Source organism: uncultured Streptococcus sp. (assembly GCF_963516575.1).
Lineage (GTDB): Bacteria > Bacillota > Bacilli > Lactobacillales > Streptococcaceae > Streptococcus.
Genome location: NZ_CAUQCP010000009.1, coordinates 19416 through 41616 on the forward strand (window position 1 = coordinate 19416; position 22201 = coordinate 41616).

The 22201-nt window shown below is 40.8% G+C and carries 19 protein-coding genes and 1 riboswitch; of the genes, 4 read left to right on the plus strand and 15 right to left on the minus strand.

What is annotated here, in order from left to right:
• Positions 1-3: 3 nt before the first annotated feature.
• From RWM06_RS02660 to RWM06_RS02685, 6 genes are all read right to left on the minus strand, one after another.
• The gene (locus RWM06_RS02660; RefSeq protein ID WP_313970013.1) at positions 4-903 is read right to left on the minus strand and encodes a TDT family transporter; all 900 of its coding nucleotides are present in this window, start codon (positions 901-903) and stop codon (positions 4-6) included.
• Positions 904-1011: 108 nt separating this feature from the next.
• Positions 1012-1560 carry a carboxymuconolactone decarboxylase family protein gene (locus RWM06_RS02665; protein WP_049538827.1) on the minus strand — a complete coding sequence of 183 codons (549 nt, stop codon included), beginning with the start codon at positions 1558-1560 and terminating at the stop codon, positions 1012-1014.
• Positions 1561-1692: 132 nt separating this feature from the next.
• Positions 1693-3015: a sodium:alanine symporter family protein gene (locus RWM06_RS02670; RefSeq protein WP_313970014.1), complete on the minus strand. Its 1323-nt coding sequence runs from the start codon at positions 3013-3015 to the stop codon at positions 1693-1695.
• 90 nt (positions 3016-3105) lie between these two features.
• Positions 3106-3194: riboswitch (glycine riboswitch) on the minus strand.
• A gap of 199 nt (positions 3195-3393) precedes the next feature.
• Positions 3394-4953, minus strand: coding sequence for a DUF6287 domain-containing protein (locus tag RWM06_RS02675; protein WP_313970015.1), 1560 nt, complete (start codon positions 4951-4953; stop codon positions 3394-3396).
• Positions 4954-5014: 61 nt separating this feature from the next.
• Entirely contained in the window at positions 5015-6031 is a 1017-nt protein-coding gene (locus RWM06_RS02680) for an endo-beta-N-acetylglucosaminidase (protein WP_313970016.1), read from the minus strand.
• Positions 6032-6057: 26 nt separating this feature from the next.
• Positions 6058-7167 (minus strand): endo-beta-N-acetylglucosaminidase, encoded by a 1110-nt coding sequence (locus RWM06_RS02685; RefSeq protein ID WP_313970017.1) that lies wholly within the window; start codon positions 7165-7167, stop codon positions 6058-6060.
• Positions 7168-7375: 208 nt separating this feature from the next.
• On the opposite strand from RWM06_RS02685, the gene RWM06_RS02690 reads away from it, so the two are divergent.
• Positions 7376-8305, plus strand: a complete 930-nt coding sequence (locus tag RWM06_RS02690; protein ID WP_313970018.1) for a helix-turn-helix transcriptional regulator — start codon at positions 7376-7378, stop codon at positions 8303-8305.
• A gap of 49 nt (positions 8306-8354) precedes the next feature.
• Here RWM06_RS02690 and RWM06_RS02695 read toward each other — a convergent pair whose 3' ends face one another.
• The 3 genes from RWM06_RS02695 to zapA all read right to left on the minus strand — a co-directional run bounded on the left by RWM06_RS02695 (position 8355) and on the right by zapA (position 11757).
• Entirely contained in the window at positions 8355-10691 is a 2337-nt protein-coding gene (locus RWM06_RS02695; RefSeq protein WP_313970019.1) for an endonuclease MutS2, read from the minus strand.
• Positions 10692-10909: 218 nt separating this feature from the next.
• Positions 10910-11458 carry a CvpA family protein gene (locus RWM06_RS02700; protein WP_000624511.1) on the minus strand — a complete coding sequence of 183 codons (549 nt, stop codon included), beginning with the start codon at positions 11456-11458 and terminating at the stop codon, positions 10910-10912.
• Positions 11455-11757 (minus strand): cell division protein ZapA, encoded by a 303-nt coding sequence (gene zapA, locus RWM06_RS02705; protein WP_000002019.1) that lies wholly within the window; start codon positions 11755-11757, stop codon positions 11455-11457. Before zapA ends, RWM06_RS02700 begins: the two co-directional genes overlap by 4 nt.
• Positions 11758-11843: 86 nt before the next feature.
• On the opposite strand from zapA, the gene rnhC reads away from it, so the two are divergent.
• From rnhC to RWM06_RS02720, 3 genes are all read left to right on the plus strand, one after another.
• Positions 11844-12725 (plus strand): ribonuclease HIII, encoded by an 882-nt coding sequence (rnhC, locus tag RWM06_RS02710; RefSeq protein ID WP_313970020.1) that lies wholly within the window; start codon positions 11844-11846, stop codon positions 12723-12725.
• 3 nt (positions 12726-12728) lie between these two features.
• Positions 12729-13343 carry a signal peptidase I gene (lepB, locus tag RWM06_RS02715; RefSeq protein WP_004245100.1) on the plus strand — a complete coding sequence of 205 codons (615 nt, stop codon included), beginning with the start codon at positions 12729-12731 and terminating at the stop codon, positions 13341-13343.
• A gap of 118 nt (positions 13344-13461) precedes the next feature.
• Complete coding sequence (locus RWM06_RS02720) at positions 13462-15828, plus strand: ATP-dependent RecD-like DNA helicase (RefSeq protein ID WP_313970021.1); 2367 nt, start codon at positions 13462-13464, stop codon at positions 15826-15828.
• Between the two features lie 47 nt (positions 15829-15875).
• On the opposite strand, the gene tig is transcribed toward RWM06_RS02720, so the two are convergent.
• From tig to liaF, 6 genes are all read right to left on the minus strand, one after another.
• Positions 15876-17159, minus strand: coding sequence for a trigger factor (gene tig, locus RWM06_RS02725; protein WP_313970022.1), 1284 nt, complete (start codon positions 17157-17159; stop codon positions 15876-15878).
• 220 nt (positions 17160-17379) lie between these two features.
• The gene (locus tag RWM06_RS02730) at positions 17380-18570 is read right to left on the minus strand and encodes an N-acetylmuramoyl-L-alanine amidase family protein (RefSeq protein WP_313970023.1); all 1191 of its coding nucleotides are present in this window, start codon (positions 18568-18570) and stop codon (positions 17380-17382) included.
• Between the two features lie 52 nt (positions 18571-18622).
• Entirely contained in the window at positions 18623-19510 is an 888-nt protein-coding gene (locus RWM06_RS02735) for an NlpC/P60 family protein (protein WP_313970024.1), read from the minus strand.
• Positions 19511-19789: 279 nt separating this feature from the next.
• Positions 19790-20422: a response regulator transcription factor gene (locus tag RWM06_RS02740; protein WP_313970025.1), complete on the minus strand. Its 633-nt coding sequence runs from the start codon at positions 20420-20422 to the stop codon at positions 19790-19792.
• A gap of 13 nt (positions 20423-20435) precedes the next feature.
• Positions 20436-21431 (minus strand): sensor histidine kinase, encoded by a 996-nt coding sequence (locus tag RWM06_RS02745; RefSeq protein WP_313970026.1) that lies wholly within the window; start codon positions 21429-21431, stop codon positions 20436-20438.
• On the minus strand, positions 21428-22126 hold the full coding sequence (liaF, locus tag RWM06_RS02750) for a cell wall-active antibiotics response protein LiaF (protein ID WP_125456012.1): 699 nt from the start codon (positions 22124-22126) through the stop codon (positions 21428-21430). The genes RWM06_RS02745 and liaF overlap by 4 nt, the downstream gene beginning before the upstream one ends.
• Positions 22127-22201: the final 75 nt, after the last annotated feature.

Below are 22201 nucleotides of genomic sequence, written 5' to 3' on the forward strand. Positions count from 1 at the left end.
TAGCTAGACCTTTTTTCGTAACCAAATCAGATAAGCGCCTAATACAAAGAGCAAAATGATTAGGCAAATAGCTGTTTCAGCCAGTACCAGATAATCCAGAAATGGAAGTTTCAAGATTCCCTGAGCCATTTTGAGCGAGGTAGCTGTGATAATGGTTGGGAAAGTGAGGGCTGAGAAAGCTGGTTGAAAGCCTTGTTTTAAAATATTGGGCAGGCGAGTCAAAACAAAGAAAAAGAAGGATTGGGAAGACAAAATCATAACGATTAAGAGCCAAGTCGGTAGGCTGGAACCTCCAACCCGAACCAGGGAAGCCAAGAGTAGAGAGAAAGGAGCACAGTAAATCCCTTCTTGTCCAAGCATGGCTAATGGGAGTGGATGTTTCTTTAAATCGCTATAAATAAGCGGGTAGAGATAGAAGGTCAAGAGAAATCCAAAACTCAAGGTCGCATAGGCAATTTCGATGATGCCTACCAGAGGATAGGTCAAGGCTGCTACTGCTATCCCCACATAAAGCACCGTCCAGCTTGGAGTCGCATGAACCCTTCGACCTGGACAGGCAAACTTGATGGTGAAACCAGCAATCAAGGCCAAATCCAAGAGAAATGAAAACCACCAGAGACCCTGTGCTACTAAAGGAAGATGAGGGAAGACGCGAAAGACATAGGTAGATAAAATCATCCCAGCCATAGGAAAAGTGGCCATTCCTGACAAAAGAGGAGGCTTGGTCAATTCTTGCTTAGTTTCCTTCCAATTAAAGAGATGCAGAATTAGAAAGTAAATCCATAAAACCAAGCCTGATAAACTCAGTATATGTGACAGAACTGGCAACGTATCTAAAATAAGATTTCCAGCTCCTGCCAAACCTAGCAAACAACCAGAAAATACTAAGGGGAGTTTTTTCATACTAACCTCCAATAATCATGTTAGTTTCAGTATAGCATAAAAGCGCTTAAATGAGGGGATAAAAAACGAAGTCCGATTATTTCAGACTTCATTTTACTCAGATATGAATTAAGCATAAGGTTGCAATTCTGGGTTAATTGGTGTATTGGCTAGATTGTTGGCATAGTTACAGAGGCTTGCTAGGCTGACACCAAGAACCACATCCAAGGCATTTTGCTGGGTATAACCGACTTCTAAAAATTCACTAAGCGCTTCATCGCCTACACGACCCTTGGTATTGATAACTGCCAAGGTAAACTTAGCTAGGGTGTCCAATTTAGGATCTGTTTCAATTGGAGTACGATTGCGAAGGGCTTGAAGAAGGTCATCGTTCATCTGGATTTGTTTAATTGAAAAGGCTGTGTGACCTGCGACGCAGAAGGCACAACCATTTGTCACAGCTGCCGTGATTTGCACTACTTCGCGCTCAACAGGTGTCAGGCTGTTGCGACGGTTGATAGCTCCGACAGTACGGTAAGCCTCTAAAGCAGTCGGTGCATTAGCCAAGAGACCGATTAGGTTAGGAATATAGCCATTGTTATCTTTTTCTACTGTTTCAAGAACTTCTTTCACTTCTGCTGGTGCTGATTCTACTGTATGAATTGTAAATGTTGTCATCATAAAACCTCTTTTCATGTTATTGAAACCTAGTCTATCACAGATTCTATACCGTGTATAATATATATTTTAAATTGCACTGATAGAAATTTTTTATGAAAGCAAAAAAATCACACGCGATGTGTGATTCTATTATTTATTAAAATACTTTTTAGTCTCAGCAATAACAACTGGTGACAAAACCAAGAGAGCAATCAAGTTTGGCAGAGCCATTAAAGCGTTGACAATATCAGCAATAATCCAGACCATATCCAACTCGATAAATCCTCCCAGCAAGACCATGAGCACAAAAATCACACGGTAGAGCCAGATAAAACGAACCCCAAAGAGGAACTCGAAACAGCGTTCTCCATAATAGTTCCAACCTAGAATCGTTGTAAAGGCAAAAAGTACAAGGAAGATGGTCAAGAGGGCAGGCCCAAAGTGTGAAAAGACTGTTGAGAAGGCTGACTGAGTCAAAGCCACTCCATTCAAGTCACTATTCCATACTCCAGTTACCAAGATGGTCAAACCAGTCAGAGTACAAATGATGAGGGTATCAATAAAGGTTCCTGTCATGGAAATCAAACCTTGCTCTACTGGTTCATTTGTCTTAGCCGCAGCAGCTGCAATGGGAGCAGAACCTAGACCAGATTCGTTTGAAAAGACACCACGCGCAACACCATTTTGGATAGCCATCCGAATGCTAGCACCAGCAAATCCACCTACCGCAGCAACAGGACTAAAGGCTGATGTCAAGATTAAAGCGATTGTAGCAGGGAGTTTGCCAATATTGAAGAAAATAACTGTAAGTGTTCCCAAAATATAGATGATAGCCATAAAAGGAACAACGGCTGTCGAAACCTTTGAAATAGACTTGAGTCCGCCAAAAACAGCAATCGCTACTAAGATAGACAAAACAAGAGCCGTGATAGCTGGCGAAATAGTCGTTGTATTTTGGATAGATTCTGTAATCGAGTTGACTTGGGTGAAGGTTCCGATTCCCAACAAAGCTACTAAGACACCTGCGATAGCAAAGAAGATAGCAAGTGGTCGCCACTTTTCTCCCATCCCTAGAAGAATATAGTGCATTGGACCTCCTGCAACAGCACCGTTATCGTCTTTAGTCCTGTATTTGATAGCCAAGAGTCCTTCCGCATACTTGGTTGCCATTCCAAAGAAAGCCGCCATCCACATCCAAAAGAGAGCTCCTGGTCCACCGATCTTGATAGCTGTCGCCACCCCGATAATATTTCCCGTACCAACTGTCGCTGCTAGGGCTGTACACAAGGCTGCAAAACTGGATACATCCCCCTGCCCCTTATCCTTGATAAAAATAAGCTGAAAGGCTTTAGAGAGACGCAAAACCTGCAAAAGTCCTAAACGGGCAGTTAGGTAAATCCCTGTTCCGACTAATAAAATCAAGAGGGGTGGGCCCCAAGCAAAAGCATCAATTGATTTAAGCAATTCTAACATTTCCTTCTCCTATCTTTTCAACCCCAAAAGAAAGAGCACATGCAAGATACATGTACTCTGGAATGCTTAGATAAATGCTAAAAAGCGGTCTATCCTAGCTCTGTCCTTTTACCTGAGAGTTTGAGCAGTTGCCTGCCTTGCCCCTTCGGTGCCTTTACGGTCTCTCCAGAGTTCCGTCCATTTACAGTCATGGAAAATCAAACGATTCCCCACTTCTATTAAACTTCATTCGGTGTTGGTATTTAATTGATTCTTATTTTACAAAAAATGTTGGCTTTTGTCAATGTGTTTTGGGAAAATCTTATTTGACTCTGTAGAAAAAGATTGAGCATTCCCATGTGCGTGAGGTGCTGTTAATTAAATGAATCTGTTTCACTCCTAGTCTACACGATATAAGAATTGTTCTGGATTATTATGTACTGGAAATGAAGCACGATAGAGAATTCTATCTTTACTAATATCCGAAGCGTCTGATATTAATCCATCCATTGATGTCTCATCAGGTATTCTAACACCTGCTGGTATGAATTGAATAAAGACTCCAAAAGATGGACCTGAGTAGCGAGCTCGTAAAAAACCATTTACAAATTCTGATTCTGCAAGGTCAACTTTAAATCCCTCTGGCGCTATCAAGTCATCTTTACTAAAGACTAAGTCTTCTCCTCCGTAACCATTACTCCATTTTCCCTCAATACTAGAAAAATCCCCATTTTTTATGGCATTAATGTCCATTTTCCCAGAAGTATTTTGATTTGATGAAGAGGCTATTGCAGCAAATTTTTCTGTTACAGATTTCCAAGTCAGACTAGATAGATTCATTCGAGCACCAGGACTGATTTCATCCTCTGTCTTGGCTTCTTTAACCTTCTCTAGTTTGTCCCCACTACTGTTCAATTTCCAAATGGTATGAATGGTCTGTGGATCTCCTGCGAACGGATTCCACTGGGTATAAAGCTTCCCATCCTCTAGGAGATAGGCCTTAAAGCGTGTTCCAAGCATCTGCATTTTATTTTCAGCATTGGTGAGGCGAATAACTTTCTGATCTTTGAGTGTAAAAATATCTAAAATCTCACTACCATTTTTCGAAGAGACAATCAATTCATCAATGCCATTTTTATCCATATCAACCATTGCATAGGTAAAGGCTTGACTGCGTTCTGCCATCCCTGCATAGATATTAGCAGTTAGATTGATAGTATCCTTTACCTCTGACTTATGGTCTAAAATAAATTCATAATCCTTCAAAATACTATTATAAGGACTGTAATCTACGGTTGGTTTAGTTTTCTCTGTCCCTTTGTCTGCACTGCTCCCGCTAGGAAGCTTATCTGAAACTGACTTCCAACTCAGAGTCTCTAGAGAAATGGGCGAACCGACCCCAAGATCCGCTAGTTCTTGAGCTTCCTTAGCCTTTACCAAAGACTGCCCATCTTCACTAAATTGGTAGTGAGCATAGATGTGACTCGTTGCTGTACCAGCCCCACGATAGAGCAGAGAATTATCTGGCAAGATACCGACTGTCATTCTTTCACCAATCTGGTCTAAACGATTTTCTTGATTGGTCAAACGAATCACCTTTTCGTCTTTCAGCGTACGGATATCAAGCAAACTCTTTTCGCCACTCTTCATTTCAAGAGCAAGCAAGAGTTCATCTACTCCGTCGTTATTCAAATCTGTCTTGTGGTAAACTACATCTGTGTAAAAACCTTGAGAAGACTTCACTTGACTAGCCAGAGGATTGACATCCATACCTGTTGGCAAGGTGCCTTTCGCTACTTTTTCATAGTCATCCAAAACTTTATTATAGTAACTGTAATCTATCTCTGGACTTGCTACTTCCTCGGATACTGGTTCAATAGTTTTGTTCCAAGGTAGATACTGACAGCCTCCTAGAACTAGTATCAGTAAAAGTGTTGTGGCTAATAAAAACTTTTTCATATTACTCCCTTATCTAAGAGAAAGGAACCAGCCTGTGCTAATTCCTTTCACTATTTTTATTTTATTTAACCCACTTACCTGAACTATCTACTTGGTAACCATCTGGGGTACGTTCGTTGACTGCCATCTTACCATCTGATTTGAGGTAGTAGTCACCTACCCATGTATTACGAGCATAGCTTCCTTCTGATGTTAGGTAATAGTAAGAACTGTAGCTACTATCATAGATCCACTCACTCTTAGCCATTTTACCATCTGATTTAAGGTAGTAACTTCCAGCCCAGGTATTACGTGCATAGCTACCCTCTGCTGTCAAGTAATAGTATGATTGATAGTTATTGTCATAAATCCACTCGCTCTTAGCCATATAGCCACCTGACTTGAGGTAATAACTTCCAGCCCAAGCATTCTGAACAAAGTTACCTGAAGCATTTAAGTAGAAGTAAGAATTGTACTGAACATCAAAAATCCATTGATTCACTACTTTCACACCAGCTTGATAGTAAGAAGAACCTGACCATCCAGTTTGACCTGAGGTAGAGTTAGTAGCTTGTTTTGGAGCTTCAGTTGGTTTTGGTTTTTCTGTTTCTTTAGGAGTTGAAGAGTCTAGAGGATTGACATATTTTTGATCTTTAACAGTGAATGTTGCTGATCTACCACTAAACTTATGCAAGGTATCTCCTTCTTTACTTTCTCCATGAAATTGTAAGTAATATTCACCATCTGGAACATTTGCAAAATTAGTCCAATCTTGCTTTGTAATCGGAACAGATGATTTATCAACTCCTTGATTGAAAGTATCTTTTCTAGGGATTTGACCTGTCTTTGCATTTACAATATCTGCATATATATATACAGAATATTTTACAGGTACATTTTCAACAGTCATATCCACATAGATACTTTTATTTTCTGAACCTGGTGTAATTTTATAGTCCACCTTATGATTTTCAATTTTGGTAATTTCTGCATGCACTGTTTGTGCTGAAAAAGGGAGAACTCCTGCTGTGTCAATTGTTGACAATACTCCGACTGTTGAAAGTGCCAAAGCACATACTAATAATTTCTTTTTGTTCATGTTATTTTCCTCCATGTTATAGTTTTTTATTTAATCCACTTACCTGATTCATCCACTTGATAACCATCTGGGGTACGTTCGTTGACTGCCATCTTACCATTTGATTTGAGATAGTAGTCACCTACCCATGTGTTACGAGCATAGCTTCCTTCTGATGTTAAGTAGTAGTATGAATCATAGTTCTTATCAAAAATCCACTCTTTTGTAGCCATCTTACCATTTGATTTAACATAATAACTATCAACCCAAGTACTGTAAGAATAGCTTCCCTCAGACGTTAGATAATAGTAGGCACCATAGTTCTTATCAAAAATCCACTCACTCTTAGCCATGTAACCACCTGATTTAAGGTAATAGTTTCCTACCCAAGAATTTTGGACAAAGTTACCTGAAGCATCTAGGTAGAAGTAGGAATTATAGTTTTTATCGAAAATCCACTTACTAGTGACTTTAGTGCCATTCTGGTAGTAGGATGAACCTGACCAACCAGATTGAACCCTATTAGAAGTTGATTTTGGACTTTGATTAGTTTTAGAATTTCCAACTGATCTTGTACTTTCTACAGCTTGTGCATTATCAACCAGTTTAGAATTCTCTACTGGCTTAGAACTCTCTGCTACCTTAGAACTCTCTGCTGGCTGTGTAGTTAAACTTGCTTCATCTTTTACATATTTTCCATCTTTAACAGTAATAAGATTTGACCTTCCTAAAAACTTTTGACCCCTTAGATACTGATGGCGAAATTCAAAGTAATACTTCCCATCTGGTAACTTTTCAAACTTATTAACACTTACATGCTTAGAAGGTACATAATAAAAATCTTTCTCAAGCCCTTTCTCTTTGCTCACTTCACCAAATTCTGGACCTCTATAGTCCCAAACTTGTTCATGTGTATCGGCACTAAATAACGTGGGAACGATATCTTCAGGCTCTTCCAAAAAAGAAGTCGCCTTAATTTTTAAGACAAGATGCTTATCCCCAAGCACCTCTGCTTTTACATCAAGAGAAGCCTGAGTTGTGTCAGCCTGCACCGTTTGTGCTGAAAAAAATAGAACTCCTGCTGTGTCCACAAGAGAGACCAATCCAAATGTTGCAGTCACTAGGCTGGTTACTAAAACTGTTTTTGACTTCATCATCAAAAATCTCCTTTAAATTTTTATTGTTTACGGTTACAGTATAGCATGCTATTTACCTTATTTACGAAAAGCGTATTTATATTTACCTTTATTGAACAATTCCCCCCCCCCCGGAAAAAGCGTAACTATAATTACTTTTTTCTAAAAATTCCCTTAAAAACTGGTAGAATTATGATAGAATGAAAAAAAGGACTTGAGGAGATTTAGGATGCAAGATGAAAGTATTTATGGTTTAGTCTATAAGGCCATCCGTGAGGAAAGAGGGTTTACACAAAAGGAAGCTGCTGGGACTACAGTGACTCCTCATTTTTTACGTCAGTTTGAGCAAGGGAAATCTCGGATAACCATTCAAAAATTTGAAGAGATTCTGTCTAATATTGGAATTGATAAAGAGACCTTTGATAGTCTCAAAACACAGATGTTCCCAACGGAATTTCATAAATTGCAGGCTCAAGTTGCTGATTTGGCCTATAAGCGTGAATTTAAAAAGATCCTTAGCTTGATTAATCAACCCTTGAAAAATCCTGGAATAGCTGAACACTATGTGATTGCCAATCGTGTAGTCAATAAATTTGCTATCGCAAACATCATCGGCGATTCTTTTCTGACTCCAAAAGATTATCAAGAACTAGAATATATCAAGAACTATCTTAGTGAATTGGATGATTGGAATAAAATTGAAGTGAATATCTTTTCATCTATCCTGCCTCACTTTTCAATCGAATTTTTAGATTACAGACTCTACCACTTATTAGATACTCTAAAAAAACAGACTGAATACCATTCAATCCGTACTGCTGACTACTATATTGCCTGCTTAAGAACTGCTATCAAGCATTACTCTGTCAATGGCTACTATGATAAGGCTGAGAGCTTAGCTGTGAAAACCTTGGAAGTGATTAATACTTTCCCTCTACTGAGCACCAAGATGACAGAGATGATTAGTCTTTCCATGGAACGGGCTAATAATTTTCTCAGACAAGACGATGTCAGAGGTCTAGAACTTGCTAAGCATATCTTTGCCAGTCTTGATAACTTTGAAAAGGTCTATCCAAATCAACTTCTGACTCGAATGAGAGAGGATTTCTTTGTTACTGTCACACAACTCAATCACACTGGACAACCTTTAGATGTCTAGGCTAGAAAAATAAAAAGCTTGAGGAACCACATATTTCCTCAGGCTTTTCTTATCCTTTAAATGTCACAATAGTCGCACCACTGCCTCCAGCATTTTGTGGGGCATAGCCGAAACTCTTGACATGCTTGTTTCTTTGTAGGTATTTGGTGACACCTTCACGGATGACACCTGTTCCAATACCATGGATGATATCAACTTGAGCCATATTATTAAGCAAGGCTTGGTCGATAAAGGCATCTAACTCATTCATGGCCTCTTCATAGCGTTTGCCTCGAAGGTCCAGTCTGGCTTGTGGGCCACGACCAGAAGTCCGTTTCACAACATTGACTTGTTTCTTCTTGACTTGCTTTTCTTGCTGGGCTTGAACAAGATCGAACTCTCTCTCTTCTAAGGTCATCTTAATCAAGCCAACTTGGGCTTCCCAGCGACCGTCCTTGAGTTGACTGGTCAAGGTACCACGCTGTCCGTAACTGAGCACCACGATATCATCTCCCACCTTTGGAGCTCGTTTTTTCTTAGCCTTTTGAAGGACCTTGTTTTTTGACAAATCTACTTTTTCAGGAGCCAATTTTTTCAACTTGGCCTTGGCTTCAATGATTTCATGGGGTTTGAGTTGAGATTTACTATGGAGATTTTTGAGAATCTGATCACTCTCGCTGAGGGCCATGTCTACAATCTCACTAGCTTGTTCACGCGCCTTATTAAGTTCGGTTTCCTTTTCACGATTGAGTTCGTTGTAAAGTTTTTTGAGAGCACGGTTCATCTTGAGATTTTCTTGCTCCACCTCACGGATATTGTCCAATCGTTTACGGCTTTCCAGCGTCTGCTCTTCCAGTTGTTCAATGATTCGGTTGACGTCATTGTCCTGATCGACCTGCTGACTGGCATCTCCTACGATAACTTCAGATAGTCCTAAACGTTTGGCAATTTCAAAGGCATTGCTTCGGCCAGGAACACCCTGCATAAAGCGATAGGTCGGGCGAAGAGTTGCAGTATCAAACTCCATGCTGGCATTTTGCACAAAGGCTGTCTCGATACCATAGGCCTTGAGTTCGGGATAGTGGGTAGTAGCCATGGTCTTGACTTGACGCAGGCGAAGGTCCTCCAGAATAGCCATGGCAAGGGCGGCTCCCTCTTGGGGGTCTGTACCAGCTCCCAACTCATCCAAGAGTAAGAGTGAATGTTGATTGACCTTGCCAAGAATATCCACAATATTGGTCATGTGGCTAGAGAAGGTAGACAAGCTCTGTTCAATAGACTGCTCATCGCCAATATCAGCAAAAATTTCTTCAAAAATACCAACACGACTTCCCTTATCTGCTAAAATCGGCAAACCAGACTGGGCCATAACCTGTGTCAAGCCTAGAGTTTTAAGCATGATGGTCTTACCACCAGTATTGGGACCTGTAATGACAATGACTGTTAAATCTTGGCTAAAGTGGACATCATTTGCAACGGCATTTTTGACCAGAGGATGGCAGACATGGAGCAGTTGAATCTCTTTATTTTCTGACAGCCGAGGTACGACTGCTTGTCTTTCTTGAATAAAGCGGACCTTGGCACGAATCAAGTCCAGATGGCCGATAATCCAAGCATCATTAGCAATCTCAGCCGCATGAGGGCGGGCACGCTCCGAGATTTCTTGGAGAATGCGAAGCATTTCATAGCGCTCATCTGCTCGCAAACTAGCAATTTCTTCGCTCAGTTTGACCACCTCACGGGGTTCGATATAGACGGTATTTCCACTAGCAGAAATATCATGAACGACACCTGCAATCTTATTGCGATAGGTATTTTTGACTGGTAAAACCTGACGGCCATTCCTGCTGGCAATAATCCCTTCTGTCAACATCTGCCCTTTTTGCTTAAGCAGGTCCTGTAGGACATCGCGTACCTGACTCTCGCTATCATGGATTTTTCGACGGATGCGAGCCAATTCTTCACTGGCAAAATTTTCAATGAAACCTGCATCATTAAAGGCTTGGAGATTTCCTTGTAATTGCGGAAAATCATGTAATTTCTCAAACCAAAGGGCTAATTCTTCCAAGCTGACATTTTCCAGATTGGAATAAAAACTTTGCAGTTCTCGGCTGGCAAGAAGCACGCGCTTCAAGAGGAGGAACTCCTCGATATTGAGGTCTGCCCCCATCTCCAACCGCTTGCAGACTCCTGCAATTTCCTTAGTTGCGAGAATAGTAAAATGCGGTTGCTCGACAAAGAGAGCCTGCATTTCCTTCATCTCAGCAAAAGCCTGTTTGATTTTATCTACTTTGGCAGTCGGAGCCAGCTGTCTCAATTGCTCCAAGCCCTGCTCGGTCAACAAATGGGGTTCAAACAAGGCCTTGACCTTATTGAACTCTAATGTTTCTAATATTTTCTTGTTCATCGTTATTTCCTTGTCTTTGAATGTCTAGGTGTATGATACTCAATGAAAATCAAAGAGCAAACTAGGAAGCTAGCCGCAGGTTGCTCAAAACACTGTTTTGAGGTTGCAGATGGAAGCTGACATGGTTTGAAGAGATTTTCGAAGAGTATTAGCTTTTTACATTCTGATAGATTCTAGTCAAATCTGTAAACAAAGGGCTAGGAAAACTCCTGCCCTTTTTATCCGATTAAATTTGTCACCCAGATTTGTTTGAGCCAACTGGTTGTTACTGGTATGCTCTGGATAATATGTTTTGCGACAATACTCTTTTCAAGAGGATTTTGTATAGCTGCCATGGGGATGGTCGCCAAGATGGTCAAGGCCATTTGCAAGACAAATAAGGTCACCAACATGGACAAGATACCTGCTGAAACTTGGAACAACTTGCCACCCAGTTTTTTACTAGGAAGTAAGTGCAAAAGGAGACCAAGCAAACGACCGATGCTATAGACAATCCCAAACACAAGCAAGTAGCCGATACCTGCATAAAAGACCTTATCCAGCTGAAAGAGTTGATCCGATGGGAAAAAGAAAGTCCCCTGACCTTCCTGCGGATTTGCATAAGGGAGTAATAAATGGAATTGTTCTCCAAGCCCCTTGTAAAACTGGCCAGCCATAAAAGCCGATGCCATGGCTGAAATCAGGTAATAGACCTGTAAGAGCAGGCCTCTCCGATAGCCGATATAAAATCCCCAAGCCAAGACCAATAGAAGAAGGAGTGAAATCATAAGGAATCCTCAATCTTGCTCTGTTCTTGCTTGCAAGTCACGAGCTTGTGACGGAGTTCTTCTAGCTCTTGCTCCTTATCGTCAAATTCAATCTCACGACTGAGTTGAGTTGACAAACAGTTGACTGCCAACAAAAGAGCGATTGTTTCATCGTCTGCACTTGGCATTTGTTCTTTAATTGCTTGGTATTTTTCTGTCGCAACCTTAGCGATTTCCTCCATAAAGAGGTTATCATGTTCGCTTGTCAAGGTTAATGATTTTTTCCCGAATGTAAATTTGAATCGATTTAGATTTGCCATAAAATTCACCTCACGATATTATACCAAAATTCGCTAATTTTGTCAGTTTTTACAAATTTGCCTGCTTTTATGGTACAATAGAAACTATGGCAAGTATAACACTCACACCAAGTGAAAAGGAGATTCAGGCTTTTCTTGAACACTACCAAACTAGTCTGGCTCCCAGCAATAATCCCTATATCCGCTACTTTTTGAGACTACCTCAAGCAACGGTTTCTATCTATACTTCTGGAAAGGTCTTGCTTCAGGGTGAAGGGGCTGAGAAGTACGCCAGTTTCTTTGGCTATCAAGTTGTAGAGGAAAACAGCGGACAAAATCTTCCTTTAATTGGGACAGATGAGGTGGGAAATGGTTCCTACTTTGGTGGACTTGCAGTTGTGGCTTCATTTGTCACACCTGACCAGCATGACTTCTTGCGAAATCTCGGTGTGGGAGATTCCAAGACTCTGACCGACCAAAAAATCCGACAGATTGCCCCTATCCTCAAAGAAAAAATCCAGCACCAGGCACTGCTTCTCTCACCAAGCAAGTACAACGAAGTCATTGGAGACCGCTACAACGCTGTTTCGGTTAAGGTCGCCCTCCATAATCAGGCTATCTATCTCCTCCTTCAAAAAGGCATTCAGCCTGAGAAAATTGTGGTTGATGCCTTTACCAGTGCTAAAAATTATGACAAGTACTTGGCACGAGAGGCCAATCGTTTCAGCAACCCTATCAGCTTAGAAGAAAAGGCTGAGGGCAAATACTTGGCTGTCGCAGTTTCTTCTATCATTGCGCGTGATCTCTTTCTAGAAAACCTTGAAAATCTAGGACGAGAACTGGGTTATCAGCTTCCAAGTGGAGCTGGAACGGCTTCTGATAAGGTGGCTAGCCAGATTTTGCAAGCCTATGGTATGCAGGGACTCAGCTTCTGCGCCAAGCTACACTTTAAAAATACTGAAAAAGCGAAAAAACGCTTAGAAAGGTAAGTTATGAATTCATTTAAAAATTTCTTAAAAGAGTGGGGATTGTTCCTCCTGATTCTGTCATTACTAGCTTTGAGCCGTATCTTTTTTTGGAGTAATGTCCGAGTAGAAGGGCATTCCATGGATCCTACCCTGGCGGATGGTGAAATCCTCTTTGTTGTCAAGCACCTCCCTATTGACCGTTTTGATATCGTGGTGGCCCATGAGGAAGATGGCAATAAGGACATCGTCAAGCGCGTGATCGGAATGCCTGGCGATACCATCCGTTACGAAAATGATAAACTTTACATCAATGACAAAGAGACAGATGAACCTTACCTAGCTGACTACATCAAACGCTTCAAGGATGACAAACTCCAAAGCACCTATTCAGGCAAGGGGTTTGAAGGAAATAAAGGAACTTTCTTTAGAAGTATTGCTGAAAAAGCCCAAGCCTTCACAGTCGATGTCAACTACAACACCAACTTTAGCTTTACTGTTCCAGAAGGAGAATACCTTCTCCTCGGAGACGACCGCTTGGTTTCGAGCGACAGCCGCCACGTAGGTACCTTTAAAGCAAAAGATATCACAGGGGAAGCTAAATTCCGCTTCTGGCCAATCACCCGTATCGGAACATTTTAAGAGACCTAAGAGGCCGAGAATCAAGAATCTCAGCCTCTTCTTCTATCGTGAGAAGTGATTGTTTATTGACTATAATAAAAACACCCCCAACTCTCACCTATTCATACAAAGGAATTTTATGGAAGTTTATTTTTCAGGAACCATTGAACGGATTATTTTTGAAAATCCCAGCAATTTTTATCGCATCCTCCTCCTAGAAATCGACGATACGGACGCAGAGGATTTTGATGATTTTGAAATCATTGTCACGGGTACCATGGCTGACGTGATTGAGGGAGAAGACTATACTTTTTGGGGACAAATTGTCCAGCACTCCAAGTATGGGAAACAACTGCAAATCAGCCGTTATGAACGCGCAAAACCAACTAGCAAGGGCTTGGTTAAATACTTTTCAAGTAGCCATTTCAAGGGAATTGGTCTCAAGACAGCTCAGAAAATAGTGGATACCTATGGTGACAATACCATTGACGAAATTCTGCAACACCCAGAAAAGCTAGAAGGCATTGCAGGACTCTCTGCCAAAAATCGCGAGGCTTTCGTCTCCACTCTTCGTCTCAACTACGGAACGGAGATGGTCTTGGCTAAACTAGCCAACTACGGCATTCCCAATAAACTAGCCTTTCAAATTCAAGACTTTTACAAGGAAGAAACCCTTGATGTGGTTGAAAATTATCCCTACCAGCTGGTTGAGGATATCAAGGGTTTGGGCTTTACCATTGCTGACCAATTAGCGGAAGAACTAGGCATCGAAAGTCAGGCTCCTGAACGTTTCCGCGCCGGTCTAGTTCACAGTCTTTTTCAGGCCTGTATGGAAACAGGGGACACCTATGTTGAAGCACGGGATTTGCTGGAACAAACCCTTACTCTCCTTGAGTCTTCTCGTCCCGTGGAACTGGATCCCAGCCAAGTTGCCCAAGAGCTCTCCTACCTGATCGAAGAAGACAAGGTTCAGCAGATTGATACCAAGATTTTTGACAACAGCCTCTTCTTCGCTGAGGAAGGCATCCGCAGTCACTTGGTTCGTATCCTTGAAAAAGGAAAACAGAAGAGCCATGATCTAGAAACCATTCAAAAACATATCGCTACTGTCGAAGAAGATCTGGAGATTGAGTATGATAGCATTCAAAAACAAGCTATCTGTGATGCTATCCAGAACAAGGTCTTTATCCTGACAGGTGGACCTGGTACTGGTAAGACGACTGTTATCAATGGTATCATCGCTGTTTATGCCCTTTTAGAAGAACTTGACATCAGGAAAAAAAGCAATTTGCCCATTCTTCTTGCTGCTCCAACTGGACGAGCCGCTCGGCGCATGAATGAATTGACAGGCCTGCCTAGCGCGACCATACACCGCCACTTGGGAATGACAGGTGACGATGATACCAGTCATCTGGAAGATTATCTGGATGCCGACTTTATCATCGTAGATGAATTCTCCATGGTGGATACTTGGCTGGCCAATCAACTCTTCTCCAACATCTCTTCTAACAGTAAAATTCTCATCGTGGGAGATAGCGATCAGCTACCGTCTGTCAGCCCTGGACAGGTTCTAGCGGATCTGCTTCATATTCCCCTGATTCCTCAGACTCGCTTGGAAAAAATTTACCGGCAAAGCGAAGAATCAACCATCGTTACCCTAGCTAGTCAGATTCGACAGGGTATCTTGCCAGCTGATTTCACCCAGAAAAAAGCAGATCGTTCCTACTTTGAAATTGCTAGTGGTCATATTCCTGCTACCATTGAAAAGATCTTAGGCGCTGCCCTCAGAAGTGGTATTCCTGCCCGTGATATCCAAGTTCTGGCTCCCATGTACCGAGGGACGGCAGGGATTGATGCCATCAACCAGCTCATGCAAGATCTGCTCAATCCACCACAAAAAAATCAACTCAGTTTTGAAGCTCCCCAGTGCCACTATCGTAAGGGCGACAAGGTCATTCATTTGGTCAACGATGCTGAAATCAATGTCTTTAATGGAGATTTAGGAGCCATCACAGACCTGATTCCTGGTAAATACACAGAGTCGAAACAAGACGAGATTGTCATTGATTTTGATGGCAACGAGATCTCTTACCCACGTAACGAATGGTACAAGATTCTCCTGGCCTATGCTATGAGTATCCATAAATCACAGGGAAGTGAGTTCCCTGTTGTCATCCTACCTATCACTAGTGCTAGTAGGCGTATGCTGGAGCGCAATCTCATCTACACAGCCATTACACGCGCCAAAAGCAAACTCATCTTACTAGGTGAATTACAGGCCTTCGACTATGCTACCCAGCACATCGGAACCGCCCGAAAAACCTATCTGATTGAACGCTTCAATGATTTAATTGAAAATATTGAAGAAAAGCAACCAGCGGTCTCTGAAACTGCCACATCAAGCGCTTCTGAACCATCCTACATCTTAACCGAAGAAAACTGGGACAGCATCCCAGCCATGATTGGGATTACAGAAGCAGACCTCAAAGAGATTTTTGGAAAATAATGCACAAGAAAACCCACCAATTCAGGTGGGATTTTATTTTATTAAGATTATTTTACTGTTGCTGTGCTTGTAATCAACTCAACAGCTTTTTTGATTGTGATATCGTGTTTCAACATATCAGCTGAAAGCAAACTTTGTACTTGAGCAACTTCCATGTTGTAGTCCGTTGCTAGTTGCTCGATTTCTTTTTGGATTTCTTCTTCTGAAGCATCAAATCCTTCAGCTTTGGCAACTGCTTCGATAACAAGGTTAGTCTTAGTACGTGACTCAGCTTCTCCCTCGTATTGTTTGTGAAGGTCTTCTTGAGTAGTTCCAGTGATTTGGAAGTACATGTCAGGATTGATACCTTGACGTTGCAAGTTTCCAAGGAATTCATTTACTGAACGGTGAACTTCTTCGTGGATCATTTCTTCTGGAAGTTCTACGATTTCAGCGTTTTCTACAGCTTTATCGATTGCTGCACCTTCAACTGCATCTTTGTAAGCTTCTTCTTTAGCAGCAACCAATTCGTTACGGTATTTTTCTTTCAATTCAGCAAGTGTTTCAACTTCTTCGTCGATGTCTTTTGCAAGCTCATCGTCAAGAGCTGGAACTTCTTTAGCTTTTACTTCGTGGATAGTTGTTACGAATTTAGCTTCTTTACCTGCAAGGTCTTCTGCTTGGTAGTCTTCTGGGAATGTTACAACTACATCAACAGTTTCACCAGCTGAGTGACCTACCAATTGGTCTTCAAAACCAGGGATGAATTGACCTGAACCAAGTCCAAGTGAGAAGTTTTCACCTTTTCCGCCATCAAATTCAACACCATCGATAGAACCAACAAAGTCGATGACAACAGTGTCGCCGTTTTCAGCAGCAGCTTCTTTGATAACCAATTCAGCCAAGTTGTTACGTTCGCGTTCGATACGCTCTTCAACGTCAGCGTCAGTTACTTCTTTTTCTAGATCAACTGATACTTCAAGGTTTTTGTAGTCACCCAATTTTACTTCAGGTTTTGTAACAACTTCAGCAGTGATAACCCAGTCTTGACCTTTTTCCATTGAAGTTACGTCAATTTTTGGTTGAGCAACGACTTCAAGACCAGCTTCTTTTACAGCTGCTTCATAAGCATTTGGCAAAAGAGCATTCATAACGTCTTGGTAAAGTGACTCTTCACCAAATTTTTTGTCGAAGATAGGACGTGGAAGGTGACCTTTACGGAAACCTGGAACATTAAGAGATTTCTTCACTGAGTTGAAGACACGGTCCAATTCTGGTTTGATTTGGTCTTGAGAGATAGTGAAAGTCAAGACACCACGGTTTGTTTCTTTGTTTTCAAATGATACAGACATTCTGTCATTTCTCCTTAAAATTTTTTAAATACAGTCTATTATAACATAAATGGACGACTTTTTTCAAGTAATGAATGCGCTTTTCAATGACGCTGGAAGTATGGTTTCTTCTTGGTTTTCTTTAGGTTTCGAATATAATTTTATAAAAGATGTTTAGTGATGGCTGATTACAGTAAAAAACGAATCGCCCACACATCCCTCATTAGGCGATTCGTTTTTCTTATTTCACAACAGAAACATTGCCTGTTGAACCGTCGTATCGAACAGTTTCTCCATAAAAACCGGAAAATCCTTTTTCAATATGACCACGGAAATCATTAGGCAAAACTTTCATCTTCACGATTTCACCAGATTCATCTGCATAGCCCAAAATATGGTGATCTTTATATAATAATCCGTCCATAAACATTGTGAAATATCCAGTTACAAGTTTACCATTATGATCATTGACATCTCTTAGATAAAGTTTATTGTCATTAATTGTAAATCCAGATGATTCTAGACTAATAACTGGACTTGAATTTCTAAGATAAAGTTCAGATCCAACTTTTTGAATAGGGAAGTGAGTAGTGAATTCTGGTAGATTCGCAACCTTACGTCCATCTGCTCCAAAGTAATACTTATTTGGTAAGTTTTGGAAATTCTTTATGACAGCTTTAGGATCAATTTCTTCCCCAGGTTTTTTATTATCAGTAATTGCATCTAAAGTATTTAGTTTTATATCGCCAATCTTTTGATAAGAAAAACGTTCAACAATAGGTTTGATATACCAGGCATTCTTTTCGATAACAACTCCATCTTTCTTATGAACAAGGTGATAGTCATAACCATCAGACAAAGTAACGATATCTGTAATAACTGTATCATCAAAAGGATCTTGTTCAACTTCACTTGGAAGTCTGGTTAACATATAACCATCCTTACCAATGACATAACTTTCCCCATCACTGGCTGGAACAGCTCTATCTGCGACCATAGCACCTGAGTTTTCAAAGTAAGACCATTGACCATTTGCAGTAGTCCATCCTGTTGCCATAGCGCCACTGTCTTTTAGGTAGTACCAAGTTGATCCTTCTTTGTACCAACCTGTACGCATGGCGCCACTATCTGCTAGTGAGTACCAGGTGCTACCTTCCTTGTACCAGCCAGTACGCATAGCGCCACTATCTGCTAGTGAATACCATGTATTTCCTTCCTTGAGCCAGCCTGTCTGCATATTACCAGTGCTATCGAAGTGATACCAAGAGCCAGCGTTTTGTACCCATTTGTTTTTAGCGAGACTGCCATCTTGTGAAAGATTCCAGTCAGCACCATTTTTAACCCAAGTATCTGCAGCCTGTACTTGATTGATAGACAATAGTAGACCAGCACCTGCAAGCAAACCAAGTGTAAGTAGTTTATATTTTTTCATAGCCATTTCCTCCAATTAGTAACAAATTATTTATGACATTTAAATTTTATTGTTACCAAACTCGTCTAGCTCCGTCAATGGATCCAATGTATTCATTGTTAGTTATGTTTACAAATTTTCTTTCAGAATTTGCGTGAACCACTTGGTTACCGCCAATATTAATTCCCACATGCGCAAGATTATTAAAGAAAATTAAATCTCCAGGTTTTTCACTACCAGTTACATCAATTCCTTGCTTAAATTGAGATCTAGTATCAGTTCCTAAATCAATGTCAAAATTTTTATATATGGCATATGTAAATCCTGAGCAATCTACACCCTTATTCAAGTCTGCCCAACCCCCAATATATGGGATTTTATCTACAAATGTCTCTGCATATTCAGCAATTGCCTGACCTTTATTTTCTACGCAAACACCGTTAGATCTAAAGAAATAAGGTTTTCCATTAACTCTATTATAATCAGTTAGTATGGAACCATCATTTGAAAGATAGTACCAATTACCATCTGGGTTAATCCACTCATTTGATTTCATCCAACCTTGATCATCAAAATAATACCATTTCTCATCTAACAATTCCCAATGTTTAGCATACCCACCTGAAGTATATTTGAACCACCAGCGGCCATCTGTTTTCATCCAGGTTCCTTTATCATCTCTATTTTGATTAAATGCTATTTTTTCTTGATTGCCTTCTACTTGTGTTAATTCTCTAGGAGAAAATCCTACCAACTTAACTTTTTCTGCATCTTCAACCTTAATTTTACCTTCTTTAACAAGTTGATCAATTGCTTCTTTCTCGCTTGTATACTGTGAAGTTGCTTGTGATGTAGTCACTTTAGTGGTAGACGTTGTAGTTTCTGCACTAACTACATAAGTAGTTGATAACAAAGCTCCTGAAGTAAGTAATAAAACTGCATAAGTAATATATTTTTTCATGACAAAAATCCTTTCTTCAAAATTTCTTAACGTTCTAGTGACCTTATTTTAATAATTTACAGGGAAATGATTTTAACCTCCTTTTGAGTTTATATCAATCTTTTTTATAGTCAATATATTATTTTATCTATTTATAACTCTATTCTACTCCCCTATAAAATGAATGTCAACAAATAACATAAAAATATTGTGAAAAAAATATTTTATCACACTAGAGGCACTTACTCGCTTCTTTGATACTAAATCAAATCATTTCTCCAACATTATTTTATATAACTACTAAAACTCTTCATGCTCCACTAAGTGGTGCTGAAAAGCATAGACTGCAGCCTGGGTACGATCGCTGACTTCAAGTTTGGCTAGGATATTGGACACGTGGGTCTTGACCGTCTTGAGAGAGATAAAGAGTTCGTCTGCGATACGCTGATTTTCGTAGCCCTTGGCGATGAGTTGTAGTACATCTCGCTCACGCGCAGTCAATTCTTCATGAAGTTCCATATGATTGCGGTGGTATTCGACCTTCTTGCTGACCTCTTGCTCAATGGCTAACTCCCCATCAGCCACCTTACGGACGGCATGGAGTAGTTCGTCTGCACTAGAAGTCTTGAGCATATAGCCCCGAGCACCTGCATTTAAGACAGGCATGATTTTTTCATTGTCCAAGTACGAAGTCACAATCAAAATCTTGGCTTCAGGCCATTCTTTGAGGAGGGCCAAGGTCGCGTCAATCCCATTCATCTCAGGCATGACAATATCCATGACAATGACATCTGGACGTAATTCCAAGGCCAAGTCAATACCTTGAGACCCGTTTGCCGCCTCACCCACAACTTCTACATCGTCTTGGAGGTCAAAGTAGCTTTTCAAGCCCAATCGAACCATTTCATGATCATCTACTAGTAAAATTTTCATCTTTACTCCTCTATCATTCCTTATCAATCAAGGGAATACGGATATCAACTGCCAGCCCTTGCTTGGGAGCTGTTAATAACTGAACCGTCCCTGCCATATCTTCAACCCGCTCCTTGATATTGCGGAGTCCATAACTCAAGTCGTCTAGACTCCCCAGCTGGAAACCAATCCCATTGTCCACCACTTTCAGCTGCAATTCAACATCTGTCTGATAGAGATAGACATCTAAGCAAGATGCCTGGGCATGGCGTAGGGTATTGCTGATCAACTCTTGCAGGATACGGAAGATATGCTCCTCAATTTTCTTAGGTAATTTCATTACATTTTGCTTGAAAGCAACCTTGAGATCACTCTTGTCCTCAAGCTCTTTTAAGAGGATTTGGATTCCCTCAACCAGACTCTTCTGCTCCAGTTCAACTGGTCGCAAATGCAAGAGCAAAACCCGCAAATCCTTCTGGGCTGTTTCTAAAATAGCTGTGACACTCTGCAACTGGGTCTGCATCTTTTCTCTATCCAATTTCAAAGCCTGCTGGCTGACACCTGACAAAATCATGTGAGCCGCAAACAACTCCTGACTGACGGTATCGTGCAAATCCCGAGCAATCCGCTTCCGTTCTTTCTCGATGATTCCCTCTTCCTGAGCAAGACTGTGATTTTCAGCTTTTTGAAGAGCCTCTGTCAGAAGGTTAAGTTTACCTGACAAGGACTTGAAACTGGCATCCAAATCTGGATCTGCAAGCTGAACCACTTCTTGCCCTGCCAATAAACGCTTGAGATTAGCCTGCATTTTGCTTAGAGAAAGCTCTTCTACACCTCGCCAAAACAGGGCTAAGAGAAAGGTCATGGACATGCTGAACACCAACAACAAAAAGACAAATTTTTCTGTTTTTTCGACATCGTGCAGGAAAATAGACCAGTCAAAATCAAGAATTTCCAATAAGCTGTGAGAGAAAAATAAGACAAACAGGATGGAGGTGAGAGCAATCATTACATAGGCTTGTTTTTTCATCCTCTGATCACCTCCACATCCCCAATCATAGTGGTCAAGAAAATTTTGACACTCTTGTTACTCTTAAGATAGTCTCTTGTTTCTTGATGATAGTGTTCATTTCGGAGAGCTCGCTTGGGCTGGTTGAAAAAAGTCAAATCACCATAGAGACAGTTAACGCTGAGACTGACTTCTACATCTACAGGCACAATGATTTTGGTCGTGCCTACCATCTTTCTGAGGATAATGACATTATCGTGATTGGTTAGGATGACCCTCTCCAAATGAATGGTATCCTTGCCCATAAGACGAAAGAGATTGATATCATCAAACTTGCAAGTCTGGTAGCTTGAAAAATGATGGAGATTGCCAAACCAACGATTTTTCTCCTTCTTAACCGTTACCACCTCTTCAAAAACCAAATTGGTCTGCTCTTTTTCCTGGTTCATCATCGGATAAAGAAGAAAGAGGCTATAGATGACCGCAACAAAAATAGCTAGAATCACAAAGGGATTGAGCATGACGATGAAAAAGAAGAGAATGGTTGCCACCACTAAAAGAAGATTATTGCCCTCTTTACCAGTGTAATAGCGAATCAAAAGCAAAAAGAGGAATAAAATCAGCAGAAAACGCGAAAAATGCTCTGATACCATCAAAATCAGAGCTCCTGTCAAAAGACATGCTTCGATAAATAAAAAGATTTTAAATTTTCTCATAGGTGCATCCTCTCCCTTCTATTTTATCACAATTCAAAAAAGTCACCTCGGTCTGAGGATGGAAAAAAGGCGGTG